The sequence below is a fragment of the Bradyrhizobium commune genome (genome assembly GCF_015624505.1).
Taxonomy (GTDB): Bacteria; Pseudomonadota; Alphaproteobacteria; order Rhizobiales; family Xanthobacteraceae; genus Bradyrhizobium; species Bradyrhizobium commune.
The window spans coordinates 5,357,888-5,377,577 of record NZ_CP061379.1; the positions used below are offsets into that span (position 1 = coordinate 5,357,888).

Annotated in this window: 13 protein-coding genes and 1 pseudogene; 6 read left to right on the forward strand and 8 right to left on the reverse strand. The window is 64.6% G+C overall.

Annotated elements, in window-relative coordinates:
- Nucleotides 1-60: 60 nt before the first annotated feature.
- Both IC761_RS25235 and IC761_RS25240 read left to right on the forward strand, forming a co-directional pair.
- Entirely contained in the window at nucleotides 61-1,041 is a 981-nt protein-coding gene (locus IC761_RS25235; protein WP_195799394.1) for an SMP-30/gluconolactonase/LRE family protein, read from the forward strand.
- 119 nt (nucleotides 1,042-1,160) lie between these two features.
- Nucleotides 1,161-2,445 (forward strand): annotated as a pseudogene (locus IC761_RS25240) (IS701 family transposase).
- Between the two features lie 311 nt (nucleotides 2,446-2,756).
- On the opposite strand, the gene IC761_RS25245 reads toward IC761_RS25240, so the two are convergent.
- Nucleotides 2,757-4,187, reverse strand: coding sequence for an aldehyde dehydrogenase family protein (locus IC761_RS25245; protein WP_195799395.1), 1,431 nt, complete (start codon nucleotides 4,185-4,187; stop codon nucleotides 2,757-2,759).
- Nucleotides 4,188-4,479: 292 nt separating this feature from the next.
- Complete coding sequence (locus tag IC761_RS25250; RefSeq protein ID WP_195799396.1) at nucleotides 4,480-6,843, reverse strand: thiamine pyrophosphate-binding protein; 2,364 nt, start codon at nucleotides 6,841-6,843, stop codon at nucleotides 4,480-4,482.
- 131 nt (nucleotides 6,844-6,974) lie between these two features.
- Between IC761_RS25250 and IC761_RS25255 the strand changes: the two genes are divergently transcribed.
- The 3 genes from IC761_RS25255 (at nucleotide 6,975) to IC761_RS25265 (ending at nucleotide 9,934) form a co-directional block, all read left to right on the forward strand.
- Nucleotides 6,975-7,436: an Lrp/AsnC family transcriptional regulator gene (locus IC761_RS25255; protein WP_195799397.1), complete on the forward strand. Its 462-nt coding sequence runs from the start codon at nucleotides 6,975-6,977 to the stop codon at nucleotides 7,434-7,436.
- Between the two features lie 97 nt (nucleotides 7,437-7,533).
- On the forward strand, nucleotides 7,534-8,454 hold the full coding sequence (gene ppk2 / locus IC761_RS25260) for a polyphosphate kinase 2 (protein ID WP_195799398.1): 921 nt from the start codon (nucleotides 7,534-7,536) through the stop codon (nucleotides 8,452-8,454).
- A gap of 49 nt (nucleotides 8,455-8,503) precedes the next feature.
- Nucleotides 8,504-9,934, forward strand: coding sequence for a TAXI family TRAP transporter solute-binding subunit (locus IC761_RS25265; RefSeq protein ID WP_195799399.1), 1,431 nt, complete (start codon nucleotides 8,504-8,506; stop codon nucleotides 9,932-9,934).
- Nucleotides 9,935-10,027: 93 nt separating this feature from the next.
- On the opposite strand, the gene IC761_RS25270 is transcribed toward IC761_RS25265, so the two are convergent.
- From IC761_RS25270 to IC761_RS25295, 6 genes are all read right to left on the reverse strand, one after another.
- Nucleotides 10,028-10,963: a DMT family transporter gene (locus IC761_RS25270; RefSeq protein ID WP_195799400.1), complete on the reverse strand. Its 936-nt coding sequence runs from the start codon at nucleotides 10,961-10,963 to the stop codon at nucleotides 10,028-10,030.
- Between the two features lie 205 nt (nucleotides 10,964-11,168).
- Nucleotides 11,169-12,008: an aldo/keto reductase gene (locus tag IC761_RS25275; RefSeq protein WP_195799401.1), complete on the reverse strand. Its 840-nt coding sequence runs from the start codon at nucleotides 12,006-12,008 to the stop codon at nucleotides 11,169-11,171.
- 228 nt (nucleotides 12,009-12,236) lie between these two features.
- Nucleotides 12,237-14,942 carry a nitrate reductase gene (locus IC761_RS25280; protein ID WP_195799402.1) on the reverse strand — a complete coding sequence of 902 codons (2,706 nt, stop codon included), beginning with the start codon at nucleotides 14,940-14,942 and terminating at the stop codon, nucleotides 12,237-12,239.
- A gap of 16 nt (nucleotides 14,943-14,958) precedes the next feature.
- A complete protein-coding gene (locus IC761_RS25285) occupies nucleotides 14,959-16,173 on the reverse strand; it encodes an NAD(P)/FAD-dependent oxidoreductase (protein ID WP_195799403.1) in 1,215 nt (404 codons plus the stop codon).
- Nucleotides 16,174-16,183: 10 nt separating this feature from the next.
- A complete protein-coding gene (locus tag IC761_RS25290) occupies nucleotides 16,184-16,612 on the reverse strand; it encodes a globin family protein (protein WP_195799404.1) in 429 nt (142 codons plus the stop codon).
- A 122-nt stretch (nucleotides 16,613-16,734) separates the two neighbouring features.
- Nucleotides 16,735-18,117 carry an MFS transporter gene (locus IC761_RS25295; RefSeq protein ID WP_195799405.1) on the reverse strand — a complete coding sequence of 461 codons (1,383 nt, stop codon included), beginning with the start codon at nucleotides 18,115-18,117 and terminating at the stop codon, nucleotides 16,735-16,737.
- Between the two features lie 699 nt (nucleotides 18,118-18,816).
- On the opposite strand from IC761_RS25295, the gene IC761_RS25300 reads away from it, so the two are divergent.
- Nucleotides 18,817-19,656: a formate/nitrite transporter family protein gene (locus IC761_RS25300; RefSeq protein WP_195799406.1), complete on the forward strand. Its 840-nt coding sequence runs from the start codon at nucleotides 18,817-18,819 to the stop codon at nucleotides 19,654-19,656.
- The last annotated feature ends 34 nt before the right edge of the window (nucleotides 19,657-19,690 follow it).

The window sequence follows — 19,690 nt, forward strand, 5'->3', positions numbered from 1 at the left end:
GTCATAGGTCACTGATGATAGCAGACTTGGTGAGAGGGAACGCAACAACGAGAATTGCACATGAACGATGCATCGTCCCACACCCAAGATCGGCCTCAAGGCTGGCGGCCGGCGACCTATTACCCCGATCCGGCGATAAAAGCACTGGACCCCCGCTTCGAAAAATACTGGTTGAAACTCTCGGCCGTGGAACGGCTGGCGACCGGCCTGCGCTGGGCCGAGGGGCCGGTCTGGTTCGGCGACGGGCGATATCTCTTGTGCAGCGACATCCCGAACCAGCGCATCATCAAATGGGAGGAAGAGACCGGCGCGGTATCTGTTTTCCGAAAGCCCTCGAATTTCGCCAATGGCAACACCCGCGACCGCCAGGGCCGGCTCGTCACCTGCGAGCATGGCGGCCGGCGCGTGACCCGCACCGAATATGACGGCGAGATCACCGTGCTGATGGATTCGTTCGGCGGCAAGAAGCTGAACTCGCCGAACGACGTCGTGGTGAAGTCCGACGGCGCGGTGTGGTTCACCGACCCGACGTTCGGCCTGCTCGGCAATTACGAGGGCTACAAGGCGGAGTCGGAGATCGATCCGAACGTCTACCGGCTCGATCCGGCAACCGGCAAGGCGACCATCGTCGCCGAGGGCGTGCTCGGTCCGAACGGGTTGTGCTTCTCGCCGGACGAGAAAATTCTCTACGTCGTGGAGTCCCGCGGCGTGCCCAATCGAAAAATCCTCGCTTATGACGTCTCGGCGGACGGCACCACGATCTCCAACAAACGCATCTTCATCGACGCAGGCCCCGGCACGCCGGACGGCATGCGCTGCGACATCGACGGCAATCTCTGGTGCGGCTGGGGCATGGGCGATCCCGAGCTCGACGGCGTCGTGGTGTTCGCGCCCGACGGCATCATGATCGGCCGCATCGCGCTGCCCGAACGTTGCGCCAATCTCTGCTTCGGCGGCGTCAAGCGCAACCGCCTGTTCATGGCGGCGAGCCAGTCGATCTACGCGCTGTATGTGAATACGCAGGGCGCGCTGGGGGGATAGACGTTCCGGCGTCACGGTCTCGTAGGGTGGGTTAGCCTTACTGAGTCATTCGGTCGCGCCCGCGGGGGCGTAGAATCAAATATTTGAAGAGATTCAATGTTTGGCACACGGGGGGCCAGATGGATCTCAATCAGGGTGAAGGCAGCGAGGCACGGTTTACGGCGTATGTGGCGGGGCTTGGAAGTGTGATCGGTCAGGCCGTGCGGATGAGACCACTGCGTGACTATTGCACCGGCTTGATGCTGCCGGGTGAACGCAAGAGCGTCGAGCCGATGGCGGCGCGCACGGCCCCGGCGCGGACGGCAGCCCAGCACCAATCACTGTTGCATTTTGTCGGTAACGCGACCTGGTCGGACGCGGACGTGCTTGCCAAGGTCCGCGAGATGGCGCTGCCCGCGATCGAGAAGAGCGGGCCGATCGAGGCGTGGATCATCGACGACACGTCATTCCCCAAGCAGGGCAAGCATTCGGTCGGCGTCCACCACCAATATTGCGGTCAGCTCGGCAAGCAGGCCAACTGCCAGGTGGCGGTGTCTCTGTCGATCGCCAACCATGCCGCCAGTCTTCCAGCGACTTATCGGCTGTATTTGCCGGAGACTTGGGCGAAGGATCGCGCGCGCCGGAAGAAGGCGGGCGTTCCGAAGGAGATCAAGTTTAGGACCAAACCAGAGATCGCGCTGGAGCAGATACGTTGGGCTTGCGAGGCCGGCCTGCCGCGCGGTGTCGGATTGATGGACACGGCCTATGGCAATGACTCGCGGCTACGCGCGGGAATGACAGCCTTGGGCGTGCTCTATGTAGCCGGCATTTTGCCTAATACATTGATGTGGCGACCCGGCACTCGCCCACGGCGCAAGGACAAGCCGCTGAACAATACCGGCCGACGCGACGAGCCCGATCTTGTCTCGGCCAAGGAAGTGACGCTTGCTCTGCCGAAGCAGGCCTGGCGTACGGTGACGTGGCGGGAAGGCTCGGCCGACCGGCTGTCCTCGCGCTTTGCACGTGTGCGCGTCCGTGTCGGGTACAACAAACTGATCCCCGAGAAGCTGTCGCCGGAATGGCTGCTGATCGAATGGCCCGAGGGGGAAGCAGAGCCTACCAAATACTGGCTCTCAACGCTGCCGGAGACCATCAGCTTCGAGCGGCTCGTCGATCTCGCCAAGCTTCGCTGGCGCATCGAGCGCGACTATCAAGAACTCAAGCAAGAGGTCGGGCTCAGTCACTACGAGGGACGCGGCTGGCGTGGCTTCCATCACCACGCAACTCTGTGCATCGCAGCCTACGGCTTCCTGATCGCCGAGCAGGCGACGATTCCCCCCCTCAGGACCTCGTTCCGCCGCGCCAGTCCCGCTACCTCGCTTACCCGACGATTATCGACCCAGAGGCTCCGCCCACGCGGCCTGAACGCCACATCCCGAACTCGATCGCAACCATGCGCGCCCGGTTGATCCGCGCGCTCATCAAAACCCTGCCGCGATGTCCGTGCTGTGGCACCAGCGCAGCGTCAAATGGACGGCGACGACCATGACGCAGTAAGATTAGTTAGCCGAAGGCGTAACCCACTTCTTTGGCTTCTGCGGCGACAGACGTGGTGGGTTACGCCGAGCGGTCTGCGCTGCGCGCAGTCCGCGGGGCTAACCCACCCTACGAAGACGAAACGAAAAACGCCGGAGCGGTTTCCCGCTCCGGCGTCGTGTTTGTTCACCCGCTGACGCTTACGCCGCGTTGAAGCCGGCGACGGCTTTCACTTCGAGGAAGTCCTCGAGGCCGTACTTGCCCCACTCACGGCCATTGCCCGACTGCTTGTAGCCGCCGAACGGCGCGGTGCGGTCGTTGGGCACGCCCTGGAGGTTGACGTTGCCGGCGCGGATCTGCCGGCCGACGCGCTTGGCGTCCTCGACTGAAGCGCCCGTGACGTAACCCGCAAGACCGTAGGGCGTGTCGTTGGCGATCTGCACCGCCTCGGCCTCGTCCTTGGCGCCGATGATGGTCAGCACCGGTCCGAAGATCTCTTCGCGCGCAATCGTCATGTCAGGCGTGACGTCGGCGAAGATGGTCGGGCGAACGTAGAAGCCCTTGTTGACGCCTTCGGGCAGGCCCGGGCCACCGGCGACAAGCGTTGCGCCCTCGTCGATGCCCTTCTTGATCAGGCCCTGGATCTTGTCCCACTGGCCGCGGTTGACGACCGGGCCGATGGTGGTGCCTTCGGCGCGGGGATCGCCCGCCTTGGTCTTGTCGGCGACAGCCTTTGCGATCGCGGCGACGTCCTTCATCTTCGACAGCGGCACGATCATGCGCGAGGGCGCGTTACAGGACTGGCCGGAGTTGTTGAACATGTGCATCACGCCGCCGGTCACCGCCTTCGTGAGGTCGGCGCCTTCGAGGATGACGTTCGGCGACTTGCCGCCGAGCTCCTGGCTGACGCGCTTGACGGTCGGCGCCGCGCGCTTGGCCACGTCGATGCCGGCGCGGGTCGAGCCGGTGAAGGAGATCATGTCGATGTCGGGATGCTCGCTCATGGCGGCGCCGACCTCGGGGCCGAGGCCGTTGACGAGGTTGAACACGCCCTTCGGCACGCCGGCTTCATGGAGGATTTCCGCAAAAATCAAAGCCGAGGTCGGCGTAAACTCCGACGGCTTCAGGATCATGGTGCAGCCGGCAGCGAGCGCGGGCGCGACCTTGCAGGCGATCTGGTTGAGCGGCCAGTTCCAGGGCGTGATCATGCCGACCACACCGACCGGCTCGCGCAGCACCATCGCGGTGCCGACCGGCTCCTCGAAATGATAGTTCTTGAGCACGTCGAGCGTGGTCATGAGATGGCCGAGGCCGGCGCCGGCCTGGAGTTTTTCGGCCATCGGAAGGGGCGCGCCCATCTCGTCGGAGACGGCGGCACCAATCTCCTTGAGGCGGCCCTTGTAGACCTCGATGACCTTCGAGAGCAGCGCGACGCGCTCGTCGCGGCTGGTCTGGGAGAACGTTGCAAAGGCGCGCTTGGCAGCGGCGACGGCCTTGTCAACGTCAGCCTTGGAGCCCAGCGCAACCTCGTACATCGCCTCTTCCGTCGCCGGATTGACGACCGGGGTGGACTTCTTGACGGCGGGATCGACCCAGGCGCCGTCGATGTAGAACTGCATGCGATTGACCATCGTTAACCTCTTCTTGGGGGCATGGAGGGGGCGTTTCGGCAGGCATCCTTGCACGAAAGCGCCGGCAATTGAACCCGCCATATGCGGGGCCAGCGTTGCGGCGGACAGGGAGTATATGAGCCGATGGTGGGAACGTGGCAAGGTGGCGCCTCACAGTCGTCCCGGCGAAGGCCGGGACCCATAACCACAGCGCGGATTTGGTTTGCTCAGGCGATTATGACCTGTGCGCTCCAATGACCGCTGCGGCGTATGGGCCCCGGCCTTCGCCGGGGCGACGAGGAGGTTACTTCCACTACACCGCCATCTTGCGATGCACGATCGGTGCGCCTGCGGTGAGGCTTTCCGCCGCATCGATGATCGCGTTCGCATCGATGCCGTAGTGCCGATAAAGGTCCGCGATGCTGCCGGTCTGGCCGAACTGCTCGACGCCGAGCGCCTCGACGCGATGGCCACGGACGCTGCCGAGCCAGCCGAGCGCCGACGGATGGCCGTCGATCACGGTCACGAGGCCGCAGTCGCGCGGCAGCGGCGCCAACAGCTTCTCGATATGGCTGAGATGCTGCACGCCGCGACGATCGCGCCGCAATTTTCGCGCGGCGGTCCAGCCTGCGTGCAGGCGGTCGGCCGAGGTGATCGCGAGCAGGCCGATGTCGCGGCGGCTCTCGCCGATGAAGCCGGTGGCCTCGATCGCCTCCGGTGCGACGGCGCCGGTATAGGCGATCACGAGTTCGGCATTGGGACCTGGCTTGCGCAGCCAGTAGGCGCCGTCAGTGATTCCTAGCGCAAGTTCCGGCGTCATGATGCGCTGCGCCTGCTCGATCGAGCGCGTCGAGAGGCGCAAGTACACGGAACCGCCCTCGCCCGGGTCGCGCTGCATGTGGTGAAAACCCCAACCCATGATCACGGCGAGCTCGTCGACGAAGGCCGGCTCGAACGAGGCAAGCCCGTCCTGCGCCATGCCGATCAGCGGCGTTGCGATCGACTGATGCGCGCCGCCCTCGGGCGCGAGCGTGATGCCCGACGGCGTCGCCGCCACCATGAAGCGCGCATCCTGGTAGCAGGCGTAGTTCAGCGCATCGAGGCCGCGCTCGATGAACGGATCGTAGAGCGTGCCGACCGGCAGCAGACGCTCGCCGTTGATCTGGTGTGACAGGCCGAGCGCCGAGAGCATGATGAACAGGTTCATCTCGGCGATGCCAAGCTCGAGGTGCTGGCCCTTCGGCGAGAAGTCCCAGTTGAACGTGGACGGAATTTTCTCGCTGCGGAATAAGTCCGCCTTCTCACCGCGCGCGAACAGGCCGCGGCGGTTCACCCATGGACCGAGATTGGTCGAGACGGTGACGTCGGGCGAGGTCGTGACGATGCGCTTTGCCAGCTCGCTGTCGCCGCGCGCGATCTCGTTCAGCACGAGGCCGAAGCCCTGTTGCGTGGACATCTGCGGCGACGGCTTGAAGGCAAGCTGCTGCGGCACCTCGACAACGGGCGCCGAAAGCCGGCGACCGTCCTGGTTGAACGGCACGCGCGCGAGGAAGGCGTCGAGCTCGGCGGCGCCTTGCGCGAGGCCCTCATACTTGTCCCATTCGTGGCCGGGACGGATGTTCTGGCTCTCGCGATATTTCTCCATCTGCGCCACCGTCATCAGGCCGGCGTGGTTGTCCTTGTGGCCCTGGAACGGCAGGCCGATGCCCTTGATGGTGTAGGCGATGAAGCAGACCGGGCGATCGTGGTCGATCGACTCGAAGGCGTCGAGCATGCTCGCCATGTCGTGGCCGCCGAGATTCGACATCAGCGCCAGCAGTTCCTCGTCGTTGCGCTTGTCGATCAACTTGGTGATCGGGCCCTGGTCGCCGATCTCGTCGTGCAGATGCTTGCGGAAGGCCGCGCCGCCCTGGAAGCACAGCGCTGCGTAAAGCGCGTTCGGGCAATTGTCGATCCAGCGCTTCAGCGCCTCGCCGCCTGCTTCCGCAAACGCCTCGCGCATCAGGCGGCCGTATTTCACGATCACCACGTCCCAGCCGAAGTTGCGGAACATGGTCTCGAACTTTTCCCAGAGGCCTTCGCGCACGACGGCATCAAGCGACTGGCGGTTATAGTCGACCACCCACCAGGTGTTGCGCAGGCCGTGCTTCCAGCCTTCGGCAAGGGCTTCAAAAATGTTGCCCTCGTCCATCTCGGCGTCGCCGACCAGCGCAATCATCCGCCCTTCGCGGCGGTCCTTCATCCAGCCATGCGCCTTGACGTAGTCCTGCACCAGCGAGGCGAACAACGTCTGCGCGACGCCGAGGCCGACCGAGCCGGTGGAGAAATCGACGTCGTCGACGTCCTTGGTGCGCGACGGATAGGACTGCGCACCCTTGAAGCCGCGGAAATTTTCCAGCTTCTCGCGGCTCTGCCGGCCGAACAGATACTGGATGGCGTGGAACACCGGGCTCGCATGCGGTTTTACGGCGACGCGGTCCTCGGGCCGCAACACGTGGAAATACAGCGCCGACATGATGGTGGCGAGCGAGGCCGAAGAGGCCTGGTGGCCGCCGACCTTGAGGCCGTCCGCGTTGGGGCGGATGTGGTTGGCGTGGTGGATGGTCCATGACGACAGCCACAGCGCCTTGCGGCTGAGGGCGGTCAAATTATCGAGGCGCGCGGAATCGACGGGCATGGCGATGCTCCGGGAAATAAGGCGGATCATACGCCTGCGGGCCGCGCCAGATTTCTCAATTTTTCGCGTCATGGCCGTTGATATTGGGATACCATACCAATAACTGCCCAGATCATACAGGTTTTATCCCAATGCCCGAACTCGACGCCATCGACCGCAAGATCCTCTCGCTGCTCCAGAACGACAGCCGGCTGACCATGCAGGAGCTCGCCGACAAGGTCGGCCTGTCGGTCTCGCCCTGCCACCGCCGGGTCAAGCTCTTGGAGGAGCGCGGCGTCATCTCGCGCTATATCGCAACCGTCGACCAGAAGGCGCTGGGCTTGCATGTCAGCGTCTTCATCTCGATCAAGCTGGCGCGGCAGAAGGAGGAGGATCTGAACCGCTTCGCCCGCGCCATCTCGAAATGGGACGAGGTGCTGGAGTGCTATCTGATGACCGGCAACCGCGACTACCTGCTGCGCGTCGTCGCGGCCGACCTCGCCTCCTACGAGACGTTCCTCAAGACCAAGCTGACCCGACTCGACGGCATCGCCTCGATCGAGTCGAGCTTTGCGCTCAGCCAGGTGAAATATTCGATCGCGCTGCCGGTCTGATGGCCCCAGCCGGGCCGCCCGGCCGCCGGTGTCACATTGCCGCAATAAACCCCGCCGATGGTCGAGGCGACAGGCCCCCCTGCCAAGAGAGAGACCCATGACTGCATCCGACCGCACCTCCCAAACCGCCAAGCGCGAGCGCATCATCCAGGAGATGGCCGACGACCTCGACGAGGAGCTGGAGATGGAGCTGGATGACGCCCGTCTCGACGAGCTCCTGGACGAGACCGAAACGCTCAACCCGACGGTGGACCGCAAGGTCTATTTCCGCGAGCTGCTGCGGCTCCAGGGCGAGCTGGTCAAGCTCCAGGACTGGGTGCACAGCGAGAAGAAGAAGGTCGTCGTGCTGTTCGAGGGCCGCGATTCCGCAGGCAAGGGCGGCGTCATCAAGCGCATCACCCAGCGCCTCAATCCCCGCATCTGCCGCGTCGCCGCCCTTCCGGCACCGAGCGAGCGCGAACGGACGCAATGGTACTTCCAGCGCTATGTGTCGCACCTGCCCGCCGGCGGCGAGATCGTGCTGTTCGACCGCAGCTGGTACAACCGCGCCGGGGTCGAGCGCGTGATGGGTTTCTGCACCGAGGAGCAGTATCAGGAATTCTTCAAGACCGTGCCCGAGTTCGAGCGGATGCTGATCCGCTCCGGCATCATCCTGGTCAAGTACTGGTTCTCGATCACCGACGACACGCAGCAGTTCCGCTTCACCATGCGCATCCGGGACCCGCTGAAGCAGTGGAAGCTGAGCCCGATGGACGTCGAGGCGCGCAGCCGTTGGGAGGCGTACACCAAGGCCAAGGAAACGATGCTGGAGCACACGCATCTGCCGGATTCGCCGTGGTGGATCGTCGACGCCGTCGACAAGAAGCGCGCCCGGCTCAATTGCATCTCGCATCTGCTGAGCCAGATCCCGTATCAGGACGTGGCGCACACCCCGGTGGTGCTGCCGGCGCGCGTGCGCAATCCCGATTATCACCGCGGCCCGATCCCGCTGGAGATGTACGTGCCTTCGAAATACTGACGGCGCCCGCCGCATTTCGGCGGGCCAGCTTGCCGATGAGGACAGCGAGATGCCCGCACTGAGCGATCTGAGCGTGACCAGGGACGGCTCGTCCCGTCGCCGCAATCGCCTCGGCGCGTGGCTCGCGATCGCCTGCGGTCTGTCCCTGCTGACGGTCGCGCTCGCGCTTGCCTATTGGTTCTGGCAGCCGGCAACGCTGCGCGTCGCCGTCGGGCCGCCCAGCAGCGACGATCAGATCATCGTGCTGGCCATCGCGAAAGCGTTCGACGCCAAGGGTGGCGCGGTGCGGCTCACACCGGTCGAGACCGACGGCACGTTGCAAAGCCTCAATCTGCTCGGTGGCGGCAAGGCCGACCTTGCGGTCGCGCGCGGCGATCTCGCGATGCCGCCCGAGACCAACTCGGTTGCGATCCTGCGGCGGAATTTTGTGGTGTTATGGGCGCCGACCGGGCGCAAGGGAGCGCCGAAGTCGAAGGTGACGGAGATAGCATCGTTGAGCGGACGCCGCATCGGTATCGTCGGCCTCGGCGATGCCAATCTCGAGTTGCTGCGCGTCATCCTCGCCGAGTCCGGCGTCAATCCGCAGAAGGTGACGATCACCCAGTTCGGCACCGACCACATCTCCGACATGACGCAGGACTCCTCGCTCGACGCCTTCATGATGGTGGGCGCGCTCGACGCCAAGGTCATCTCGGATACGATCGCCGCGACGGCGCGCCTGCGCGGCGAACCAAAGTTCCTCTCCGTCGACGTCTCCGAAGCCATCGCCGAGCGGCACCCGCTCTACGAATCCGAGGAAATCCCCGCGAGCGCATTCGGCACCACGCCGCAGCGGCCCGACGACAAGATCGAGACCATCGCGGTCAATCATCTGATCGTGGCGCCGGCGACGCTGTCAGAGGACTCGGTCGCGGCTTTCACCCGCGAGCTGTTCTCCGTCCGGCCGACGCTCGCAAAGGATCTCCCCGCTGCAGGCCACATCCAGAAGCCCGACACCGACAAGGACGCCGCGCTGCCGGCCCATCCGGGTGCTGCCGCCTATATCGACGGCAACGAGCGCAGCTTCATGGACAAGTACAGCGACTACATCTGGGGCGTGGTGCTCTTGCTCTCCGGCCTCGGCTCGGTCGCCGCATGGCTGCGGCATCTTCTGCGGCGCGAGGAGCGCAGCCAGAACGCGCTGCATCGCGACCGCCTGCTGAACGCCATCACGACCGTGCGCGAGGCGACGTCGCTCGCCGATCTCGCGTCCATGCAGAGCGAGGCCGACGATATCCTGCGCGAGACGCTGGACTGTCACGAAGACGGCGCCATCGAGGACGGCGACCTCGCCGCCTTCGGCCTCGTGCTCGCGCAATTCCACCAGGCGATCGTCGACCGCCGGGCGGTGCTCGCCCAAACCGGCGAAGCCGGTACAGCGCCGAAATCCGAGACGGCGGCGCCCCTTCAACCGGTCGCTATCTCCACGGCTGCACGGTGATCTTGGTATGCGCCTCGGGATTGCAGCGCGCATTCGACCTCCCCCTCGTTGTTGGGGCCGTCGATAGCACGAAGCGAGACTTAAGATATTGCGTCAGGGGTTCGGAGAGCGCTCGGCCTGCACAAGAATCTGGGCGCGGCGAACACGCTCGCGATGGGCGATGTAGAGACCGCTGGCGACGATGAAGGCCGCGCCGACGATGGTCCAGAGATCAGGCAGCTCACCGAAGATGAAGAAGCCCAAAATGCTGACCCACAGCAATTGCGTGTAGGAGAACGGCGCCAGCACCGAGGCATCGCCATAGCGATAAGCGAGCACGACGATCCACTGACCGGCGGTCGAGGCCACGCCAATGAAGACGCCGAGTGCAATCGCCGTCCAGGACGGCATGACCCAGACGAACGGCACCATCGCAGTGAGGATTGCAAGCCCCGTCAGCGAGGAATAGGCCATGGTGGTGACGACAGCCTCGCGGCCGCTCATCATACGGGTCAGGATCAGCGTGCCGGCCCAGCATGCCGCGGAAATCACCGGGAAGAATGCGGCCAGATGAAACGCGCTGGTGCCCGGGCGCAGGATGATCAGGACGCCGACGAGACCGAGTGCGGTGGCGAACCAGCGCCGCAGGCCGACCTTCTCGCCGAGGAAGAGGATCGAAAGCGCGGTGACGAACAACGGCGACACGAAGCCGGTGGCGGACGCTTCCGCGATCGGGAGGAAGCGCAGGCCAGTGATAAAGAACAGCGAGGAGCCGAGCAGTGCGGCGCCACGCATCAGGTGAGTGCCGAGCCGTTCCGTGCGCATCGCGTAGATCGGCGAGGCCGGCAGCATCACCGGCGTAAACATCAGCGCGAAGGTCACGAAGCGGATCCAGGTGATCTCGATCGAAGGCAGGCTCGTCGACAGATATTTCGCCGTGACGTCGGAGCAGCCGAGAAACACCGTCGATAGCAGGATCAGCGCGATGCCCTTGAAGGGATGATCGACCCGCGCAGGCGCGCGGCGTCCGACCTGTTTCTTCTCGGGCATGGACACGGAAATACTATCGAGCCTTGCGGCTACGGCGGGCGGCGGGGTCACGGCTGGAACCTGGGAAAAATGCGAATCGAGTGCGGTCGTAAAAAACGACAAACGCGCCGCTTTCACAACTTCCGAAAACAGGATGCCGATATGCGCTCAGGTCCGCGCGCGTCAATATTCCATTAAGAATGCGAGTGATGCGCGCTTTGCTGCACTACAGCATAGGCAGGCCACGCGGTTTTGGACCGCGCGGAAACGCCGCATCCAGCGCCGCGATTTCCTCTTTCATCAGCACGAGATCGCCAGCTGCCGCATTTTCGCCAGCATGTTCGGCGGACGACGCTTTCGGGATCGCGAACACCGTACTCGCACGGGTGAGGAAGCTCAGCGCGACCTGACGCGACGTCGCGCGACGCGCCTCCGCAATGCGCGCGAGCGCCGCACCGCCCTTGCTGCGCGCGTCTGGGAAATCATCGTGGCCGAACGGCGAATAGGCAACGACAGCGACGCCATGCTTCTCGCACCACGGGATCACCGCGTGCTCGATCGCGCGCTCCTTGAGATGATAGAGAACTTGATTGCAGGCGATCTTGCCTTCGCCGGAAACATCGAGAATCTCGTCGAGATCGTCGGCGTCGAAATTCGACACGCCCCACGACTTGATCTTGCCGGCCTTCACCAGCTCCTCGAACGCGGCGACGGTGTCCTCGAGCGGATAGGAGCCGCGCCAGTGCAGCAGATAACAGTCGAGCCTATCCGTCTTCAGCCGCTTCAGCGAACGCTCGCAGGCCGCGATGGTGCCGCGGCGCGAGGCGTTGCTAGGCAACACCTTTGAGACGAGAAACACGTCGTCGCGCCGGCCCGCGATCGCATCGGCAATGACGAGCTCGGCATCGCCATACATCTCGGCGGTGTCGATATGCGTCATGCCGAGATCGAGCCCGCGCTGAAGCGCCGCGATCGCGCGCTTGCGATCGCCATGGTCGAGGTACCAGGTGCCCTGCCCGACGACGGAAACATTGGTGCCGGTCTGGCCGAAGGGATTTGTGTTCATGTTTGGCTGCTGCGATTGTTGGGCTGACGGAGTGCGCGGCAACATAGAGCACAATGTCGGCAACGTCGATTGGACCACGTTCATGGCAGCGCTGGTGCCACATTCTCCGCTGTCGTCGCGGCCTAGTGCGCAATTGCGCACGGGGGCCGGGACGACGATGGGGAGATAGTACGAGCAATGCATCCACACCGTCATTGCGAACGGCGGGCTACAGGGAGGCGACCGCGCCTACCCCGCCGCGCCCGCGACCTTCGCCTGCTTAGCCGGAGCCACCTCGGTCGTCGCGATCAGCCGCTTCAGCTCGGGGATGCAGGAGCCGCAATTGGTGCCGGCCTTGAGCTTTGCGCCGATCTCGGCAGCCGTACGCGCACCGGCCGCGATGGTGTCGCAGATGGTGCCGCGGCCAACGCCGAAGCAGGCGCAGACCACCGGCCCCGTCGAGGTGGCGCCTTCGCTGGGCTTGCCGGACAGCAGCATGCGGCGCTGGTCGTCGGTGACATGATCGGCCACGAACAGGCCCTTCACCACCTCCCAATCGCCGGCATCATGCGCGGGGCCGACAAACAGGCAGGTCTCGATGCGGTCTCCGGCAAACGAAGCCGCGCGGAAAACGCCCCCGCCGAAGTCGCGGTACTCGGCGACGTCCTCGCCTGCGACGCTCTCGAGCCAGGCCGGCCAGCGCGACAGATCCGCATTATCTGCGAAGAGATAGCCGAAGCCGCCCGAAACCGTCACACGCGTCCACATCAGGTTCGGTGGCAGATCGAGCTGCTTGCGCGACAGCGCGAAGCCGCGAAAGACATATTCATAGGGGGCGATGGCCGCCGGCGTCGCCTTCGACTCCGGCTGGCCGGAGAATGGATCCGTGAACGGCGCGACCAGTGCGCCGACGCGGCCATGCGAGGCGTTCATTGCGCTCCAATGGATCGGCGCGAACAGCGTGCCGCGCTGCTGGCGGTCGCTGACGACGACCTTCAGGATGCATTGGCCGTAATCGGTGGTGATGCGGGCAAAGCCGCCATGCGCAATGTTGTACTTGTTGGCGTCATCGGGATGGATCTCGACGAACGGCTCGGGCAGGTGCGCGCCCAGCTGCTGGCTGAGGCCCGTCCGCGTCATGGTGTGCCACTGGTCACGAATGCGTCCGGTGTTGAGGCGCAGCGGCCGCGATGGCCCGATCTCGCTGCGCAGCGCCGGCACCTCCGGCGCGACGAAGCGACCCTTGCCGTCATTGGTGAAGAAGCCGCCGCTCGCAAAGAAGCGCTCACCCGGCGCCTGCCCTTCGCGCGCCGGCCATTGCACCGGCTTCAAGGCATCGAAGGCTTCGTCGGACAGCGCGGTCAGCGCGCCGATGTCGAAATCGCGGCTGCCATTGTTCTCGAAGGCCGAGAGCGCGGCATGCTCGCGAAAAATGTCGGCGGCGGATTTGTAATTGAAGCTGTCGCCAAAGCCGAGACGTTTTGCGGTCTCGCTCAGGATCCACCAATCCGGCCGCGCCTCGCCCGGCGCCGGCAGGAAGGAGCGCTGGCGCGAGATGCGGCGCTCGGAATTGGTCACCGTGCCCGACTTCTCGCCCCAGGCCAGCGCCGGCAGCAACACATGCGGGCCGGCCTCGACAGTGTCGTTGGAGAGCACGTTCTCGGAGACCACGAACAGCTCCAGCTTCTTCAGCGCCGCGCGGACGAAGTCGGCATCCGGCAGCGACACCGCGGGGTTGGTGCCCATCACCCACAGCGCCTTGACCTCGCCGCGGTTGATCGCCTCGAACAGCTGCACCGCCTTCAGTCCTTCGTGCGTGGCGATGCGCGGCGCTTTCCAGAACCGCCTGACACGGTCGATGTCGGGCGGCGTAAAATTCATATGGGCGGCGAGCTGGTTGGCGAGACCGCCGACCTCGCGGCCGCCCATCGCATTGGGCTGGCCGGTGAGCGAGAACGGCGAGGCGCCCGGCTTGCCGATGCGGCCGGTGGCGAGGTGGCAGTTCAGGATCGCGTTGACCTTGTCGGTGCCCTGCGCCGACTGGTTGACGCCCTGCGAGTACAGCGTGACGACGCGCTCGGTGTCTCGGAACATCTTGAAGAAGGCGGCAACGTCCTGCTCAGTCAGTCCGGTCGCAAGCGCGGTCGCAGTGACGCTGCCGGCGATATTGCGCGCGCGCGCCAGCGCGTCCTCGAAGCCCGACGTGTTGCCTGCGATATAGTCCTGGTCGAGCGCGCCGCTGTCGGCGAGATGGACGAACAGACCGGCGAACAATGCGGTGTCGGTGCCGGGCTTGAGGCCGAGGAACAGATCGACGTCGCCGGCAGTGTCGGTGCGGCGCGGGTCGATCACGATCATGCGCGCGCCGCGCTCCTGCCGGTTCTTCAGCATGCGCTGGAACAGCACGGGGTGGCACCAGGCGGCATTCGAGCCGACGAAGACCAGCAAATCGGCCTGGTCGAGATCCTGATAGCAGCCGGGCACGGTGTCGGCGCCGAAAGCGCGGCGGTGGCCGGCGACCGAGGACGACATGCAGAGCCGCGAATTGGTGTCGACATTGGCCGTGCCGACAAAGCCCTTCATCAGCTTGTTGGCGACGTAATAATCCTCCGTCAGCAACTGGCCGGAGAGATAGAACGCGACCGCATTGGCACCGTCGCGCGCGACGATGTGCTGCATGCGGTGGGCGACGTGATCGAGCGCATCGCTCCAGGCGACGCGTTCCAGCACACCCTTGCAGCGGATCATCGGGTAGAGCAACCGGCTCTCCAGCCCGACGGTCTCGCCAAGCGCGGAGCCCTTCGAGCACAGCCGGCCGAAATTGGCGGGATGATCGGGATCGCCGGCAATCGCAGCGCCGCCCTTGCCGTCCGGCGTTGCGAGCACGCCGCAGCCGACGCCGCAATAGGGGCAGGTCGTCTTGGTGGTGCGAAGGTTTGGGTCGATCGCCGTCATCGTCGGACCGCCTTCATCATGCCGCCTTGGGTCGCGCGAGCGCACGGCCGAACATCATGTCGGCGCGGATCGCGGCGATCCTCTCGCGGGTGCGGATCAACTCGAGATACCAGAGCGCGTCGGCGGTATCGCCGATCAGCACGGCGCCGGTCAGGCACCCGTCGGCGATGACAAGCTTCTTGTAGGTGCCGCGCCTGCGGTCGGAAAGCACGAGGCTCTCGCTGCCGGCGGCGCCCATGAAGTCGCCGGCGGAGAACACGCTGACGCCCGACACTTTCAGATTGGTCGAGACCACGCTGCCCTGATAGGTCGCGGGCCGGCCGCCGAGATGCCGCGCCAGCACGCGCGCCTGCTCATAGGCCGGCTCGACCAGGCCATAGCAGGTACCGCGATGCTCGGCGCATTCGCCGAGGGCGTAGATGTCGGGAGAGGCCGTCTGCATCACGTCGTTGACGACGACGCCGCGATTGACGGCGATGCCGGCGTCCTTGGCCAGCGCGACGTTGGGCCTGATGCCGGCCGCGAAGATCACGGCGTCCGCCACGATGCGGCTGCCGTCGGCGAGCTCGACGGCTTCGACGCGACTGTCGCCATGGATGCACTTCGTGCTGGCATTGAGCAGGATACGGATGCCCTTGCGCTCGACCAGCGTCTTGAGCAGGTCCGCCGCGGGCAGATCGAGCTGACGCTCCATCAGCCGGTCCATCAGATGCAGCAGCGTCACCGGCGCACCGGCTTTTGCCAAGCCGTAGGCCGCCTCAAGGCCGAGCAGACCGCCGCCGACCACGACGACGCGCTTCTTGGCCGACGCCAGCGTCAGCAGCAGGTCGACATCGCGCGTGTCGCGAAACGTGTGCACGCCGGCGAGATCGGCGCCGGGCACGTTGAGCCGCAGCGGCGTCGATCCCGTCGCGAGCACGAGTTTTGAGTATTCCATGCTCTCTTCGCCGGCGATCTTGAGCTCGCGGCGGCCGGTGTCGATCGCGGTGACGCGATAGCCGTAGCGCACGGTGACGCCGCGATGGCGCCACCAGTCCGCTGGCCGGAGTTCGATCTCGTGCGAGCCAGTCTCGCCGGCCAGCACGGAGGAAAGCAGCACGCGATTGTAAGCAAGCCGCGGCTCTTCGCCGATCACAGCGACCGCATAGCGGCCGAGCGCGGTCTTGGCCAGCTCGTCGACCAGACGCGCCGCCGCCATACCGTTACCGACGATGACGAGCGGTTCACTCACAAGGCATCTCCTATTCGGCGGCCTGCGACTTTGCGCCGTAGGCCTCGGAAATCATGTAGCCGGACAGTACGCCGTAGGCGTCGGTCCAGGCCGTGGCGAGTTCAGGCGTCCAGGCCTCGCCGAGCCCCTTCTCCAGGGTCCACAACAAGGTCGCGCCAACCACCGGGTAGTGCTCCGGCTTGGCGCCATAAGCGACGTGACGAACGGCGAGGGCCGACGCCGCGGGAAGAATCGATTCCAGGTTCGACAGGCCGCCGACGACGGCGGCGAGCATGGCCATCAGCTTCTTGCGCTGCTCGGTCATGTCCTCGGGAAACATCGCGCGCACCGACGGCGCCACCTCGAACAGGCGGTCGTAGAACAACACCGCGGCCGCTTCTGAAATCGGCGAGACCTTGGCAAAGCTCTGCTGGACGAGGGTGATCTGTTCGGGCGTCATGATGATCTCCTGCCTGTTTCTGTTTGTCTCTGTCCGCGGCGCTGCGGAAAAAGTTCATGATCAAACTGCTTCGGAGAGGCTTCTCCCCGCGTACGGGGAGAAGCGAGAGTTGGACCAGCGCGTCACACGCGCGCTTCGGCGAGGCTTGGCGCGCCTTCAGCCTGCGGCGACTTGCGCAGGTAGAACCACCAGGTCAGCCCAAGGCAGACGGCGTAGAACGCGAGGAAGATGGCGAGCGCGACCTGCGGGCCGCCGGTCATCGCGATAGACTTGCCGAAGCTGCTCGGGATCAAATAGCCGCCGACGGCACCGACCGCTCCGATGAAGCCGACAGCCGCACCGCTCTCGATGCTCGCGGTCTTCAGCGCCAGCACGCGCGCCGCATCGCCCTTGCCGCGCACCCTGAACAGGTTTTCCTCGCGGAAGATCGAAGGGATCATGCGATAGGTCGAGCCGTTGCCGATGCCCGTCGTCAGGAACAGGATCAGGAACATCGACAGGAAGCCGGTGAAATCCTTCTGGCCGACAAAGTACAGCACGCCGATCGTGGCTGCCGCCATCGCGATGAAATTCCAGAACGTGATGATCGAGCCGCCGACCTTGTCGGCGAGCCAGCCGCCGAACGGACGCGACAGCGAGCCGACCAGCGGACCGAGGAACGCGATCGAGATCGTTACCGCGGGAAACTGGGTCTTGATCAGCAGCGGAAACGCGGCGGAGTAGCCGATGAAGGAGCCAAACGTTCCGATGTAGATGAAGGCCATGATCCAGGTGTGCTTGCGCTTGACGATGGCGAGCTGGTTCTTGATCGACGACTTGGCCGAGGTCAGGTTGTTCATGAAGAACACCGCGCCAAACACCGCGATCGCGATCGGCAGCACCCACATCAGACCTGCGTTCTGGAGATAGACGCCGCCGACCGGCGCCGCCTGGAACAGGTTGATGACGGCGAGCGTCATCAGGATCGGCGTCAAGAGCTGCACGCTGGAGACGCCGATATTGCCGCCGGCGGCGTTCAGACCGAGCGCCCAACCCTTCATCCGATCGGGGAAGAAGAACGAGATGTTGGTCATGCTGGAGGCGAAGTTGCCGCCGCCGAGACCCGCGGTCGACGCGATCAGCAGCATCAGCCAGAACGGCGTCTCGGGCTGACCGACGAAGTAGGCAAGCGACAGCGTCGGAATGAACAGCACGGCGGCGCTGAAAATGGTCCAGTTGCGGCCGCCGAAGGTCGTGACCGCAAAGGTGTAGGGGAAGCGCATCAAGGCGCCGATCAGGCCGGGGACGGCCACGAGCTGGAACAGCTCGTCGGTCGAATAGTGGAAGCCCGCCTGGGGCAGCTTGGTCGCGACGATGCTCCAGATCAGCCAAACCGAGAAGCCGATATGCTCGGCGACGATCGACCAGATCAGGTTACGCCGGGCGATGGTCTTGCCGCCCGCATTCCAGAACGCCTCGTCCTCGGGGCGCCAGTCAGAAATCCACGTCGGATTGCCTTCCTTCATCGGAAAATTCCCTTTCGCTCGGAAGCGCGACACCGACGGATCGCGGACGCAAAGATGCACGCTCGGGGGAAGCCCCGTTTCGGCGGTGTCACAATTTGATTGATGGCTTGGTGACGGCGTCGCTGGCGTCGGGACCCCTAATTCAAGCTCTATGCCAAGTTGACCGACGTGAAAAAGAACAATAATTACAGCAAATTAATAGACATGATGAAATCTTGTTCACGCCCAAAACTGCATCAAAAACTTGCGCGTCGCTCATTTCTTGAATGCCGATTCGCCCGTTGATTGTGCGACGCACAAGACTTGAGCATAAGCCCGTTTTTTCGTCATCAGGCTGTTTCCCGCAGCCGAAAAAGCTCGATCAGGGAAGCCTATCTCTTTCAAACGAGAGCAAAATCGGGCCCCTAAGGCCGCACCGCACTGGCGGTTGGTCTGGCACATCGATTGCTTTCATTCTGCCTAGTCAACGATGACTGACAGTGAGCCGGAGCGTTGAGCCACCGGAGGCCACTGGGATAGCGAAGCCTGTTCGCTGGTCCGCCGAGGCGCGGTCATCGTGACGCTATCCCCTTGCGCATGCCGATGTCTTCTCCGGTCCGCGTTCCCGTCCCGCAAGGACGCGCGCAGCTCACTGGTCTGACACAGGCGCCGGTCCGGCAGGGACCGCGTCGATCGCGCACATGAGCAAAGGAACTGTTGATGTCGTATCTCGCACCTTCGGAATTCGTCACCAAGATGGTGGACGCCGGCGAATCCAAGATCTTCATGTCCACCCGGGATACGGTCATCCGCGCCTACATGGCCGGCGCCATCCTGGCTCTCGCGGCCTGGTTCGCCGTCACCATCAACGTCAACACCGGCCAACCGATCGTCGGCGCGCTGCTGTTTCCGGTCGGATTCTCCATGCTCTATCTGCTGGGCTTCGACCTCCTGACCGGCGTCTTCGTGCTCGCGCCGCTGGCGCTGATCGACAAGCGGCCCGGCGTGACGCTCGGCGGCGTGTTGCGCAACTGGGGCCTCGTCTTCGTCGGCAATTTCGCCGGTGCCCTCACGGTGGCCTTCATGATGGCTTTCGTGACGACGTTCGGCTTCACGCAGGACCCGGATAAGGTCGGCGCGGCGATCGGCAACATCGGCGAGGGCCGTACGCTCGGCTATGCCGCGCATGGCGCCGCCGGCATGGCGACGCTGTTCATCCGCGGCATGCTCTGCAACTGGATGGTCTCGACCGGCGTCGTCGGCGCCATGATCTCCACCACGGTCCCCGGCAAGGTGATCGCGATGTGGATGCCGATCCTGGTGTTCTTCTACATGGTGTTCGAGCACTCCGTGGTGAACATGTTCCTGTTCCCGTCCGGCCTGATGCTGCACGCCAAATTCTCGATCATGGATTATTTCATCTGGAACGAGATCCCGACCGTGCTGGGCAACCTCGTCGGCGGCCTCGCCTTCACCGGCCTGACGCTCTACACCACCCACGTGCTGACGAAGCCGAAGCGCGAGCCGGCTGCGAAGGCACAGACCCGCGCCGCGGCCTGATCGTTTTGGTTCGAGCAAGGGAGCCTCGCCTGAT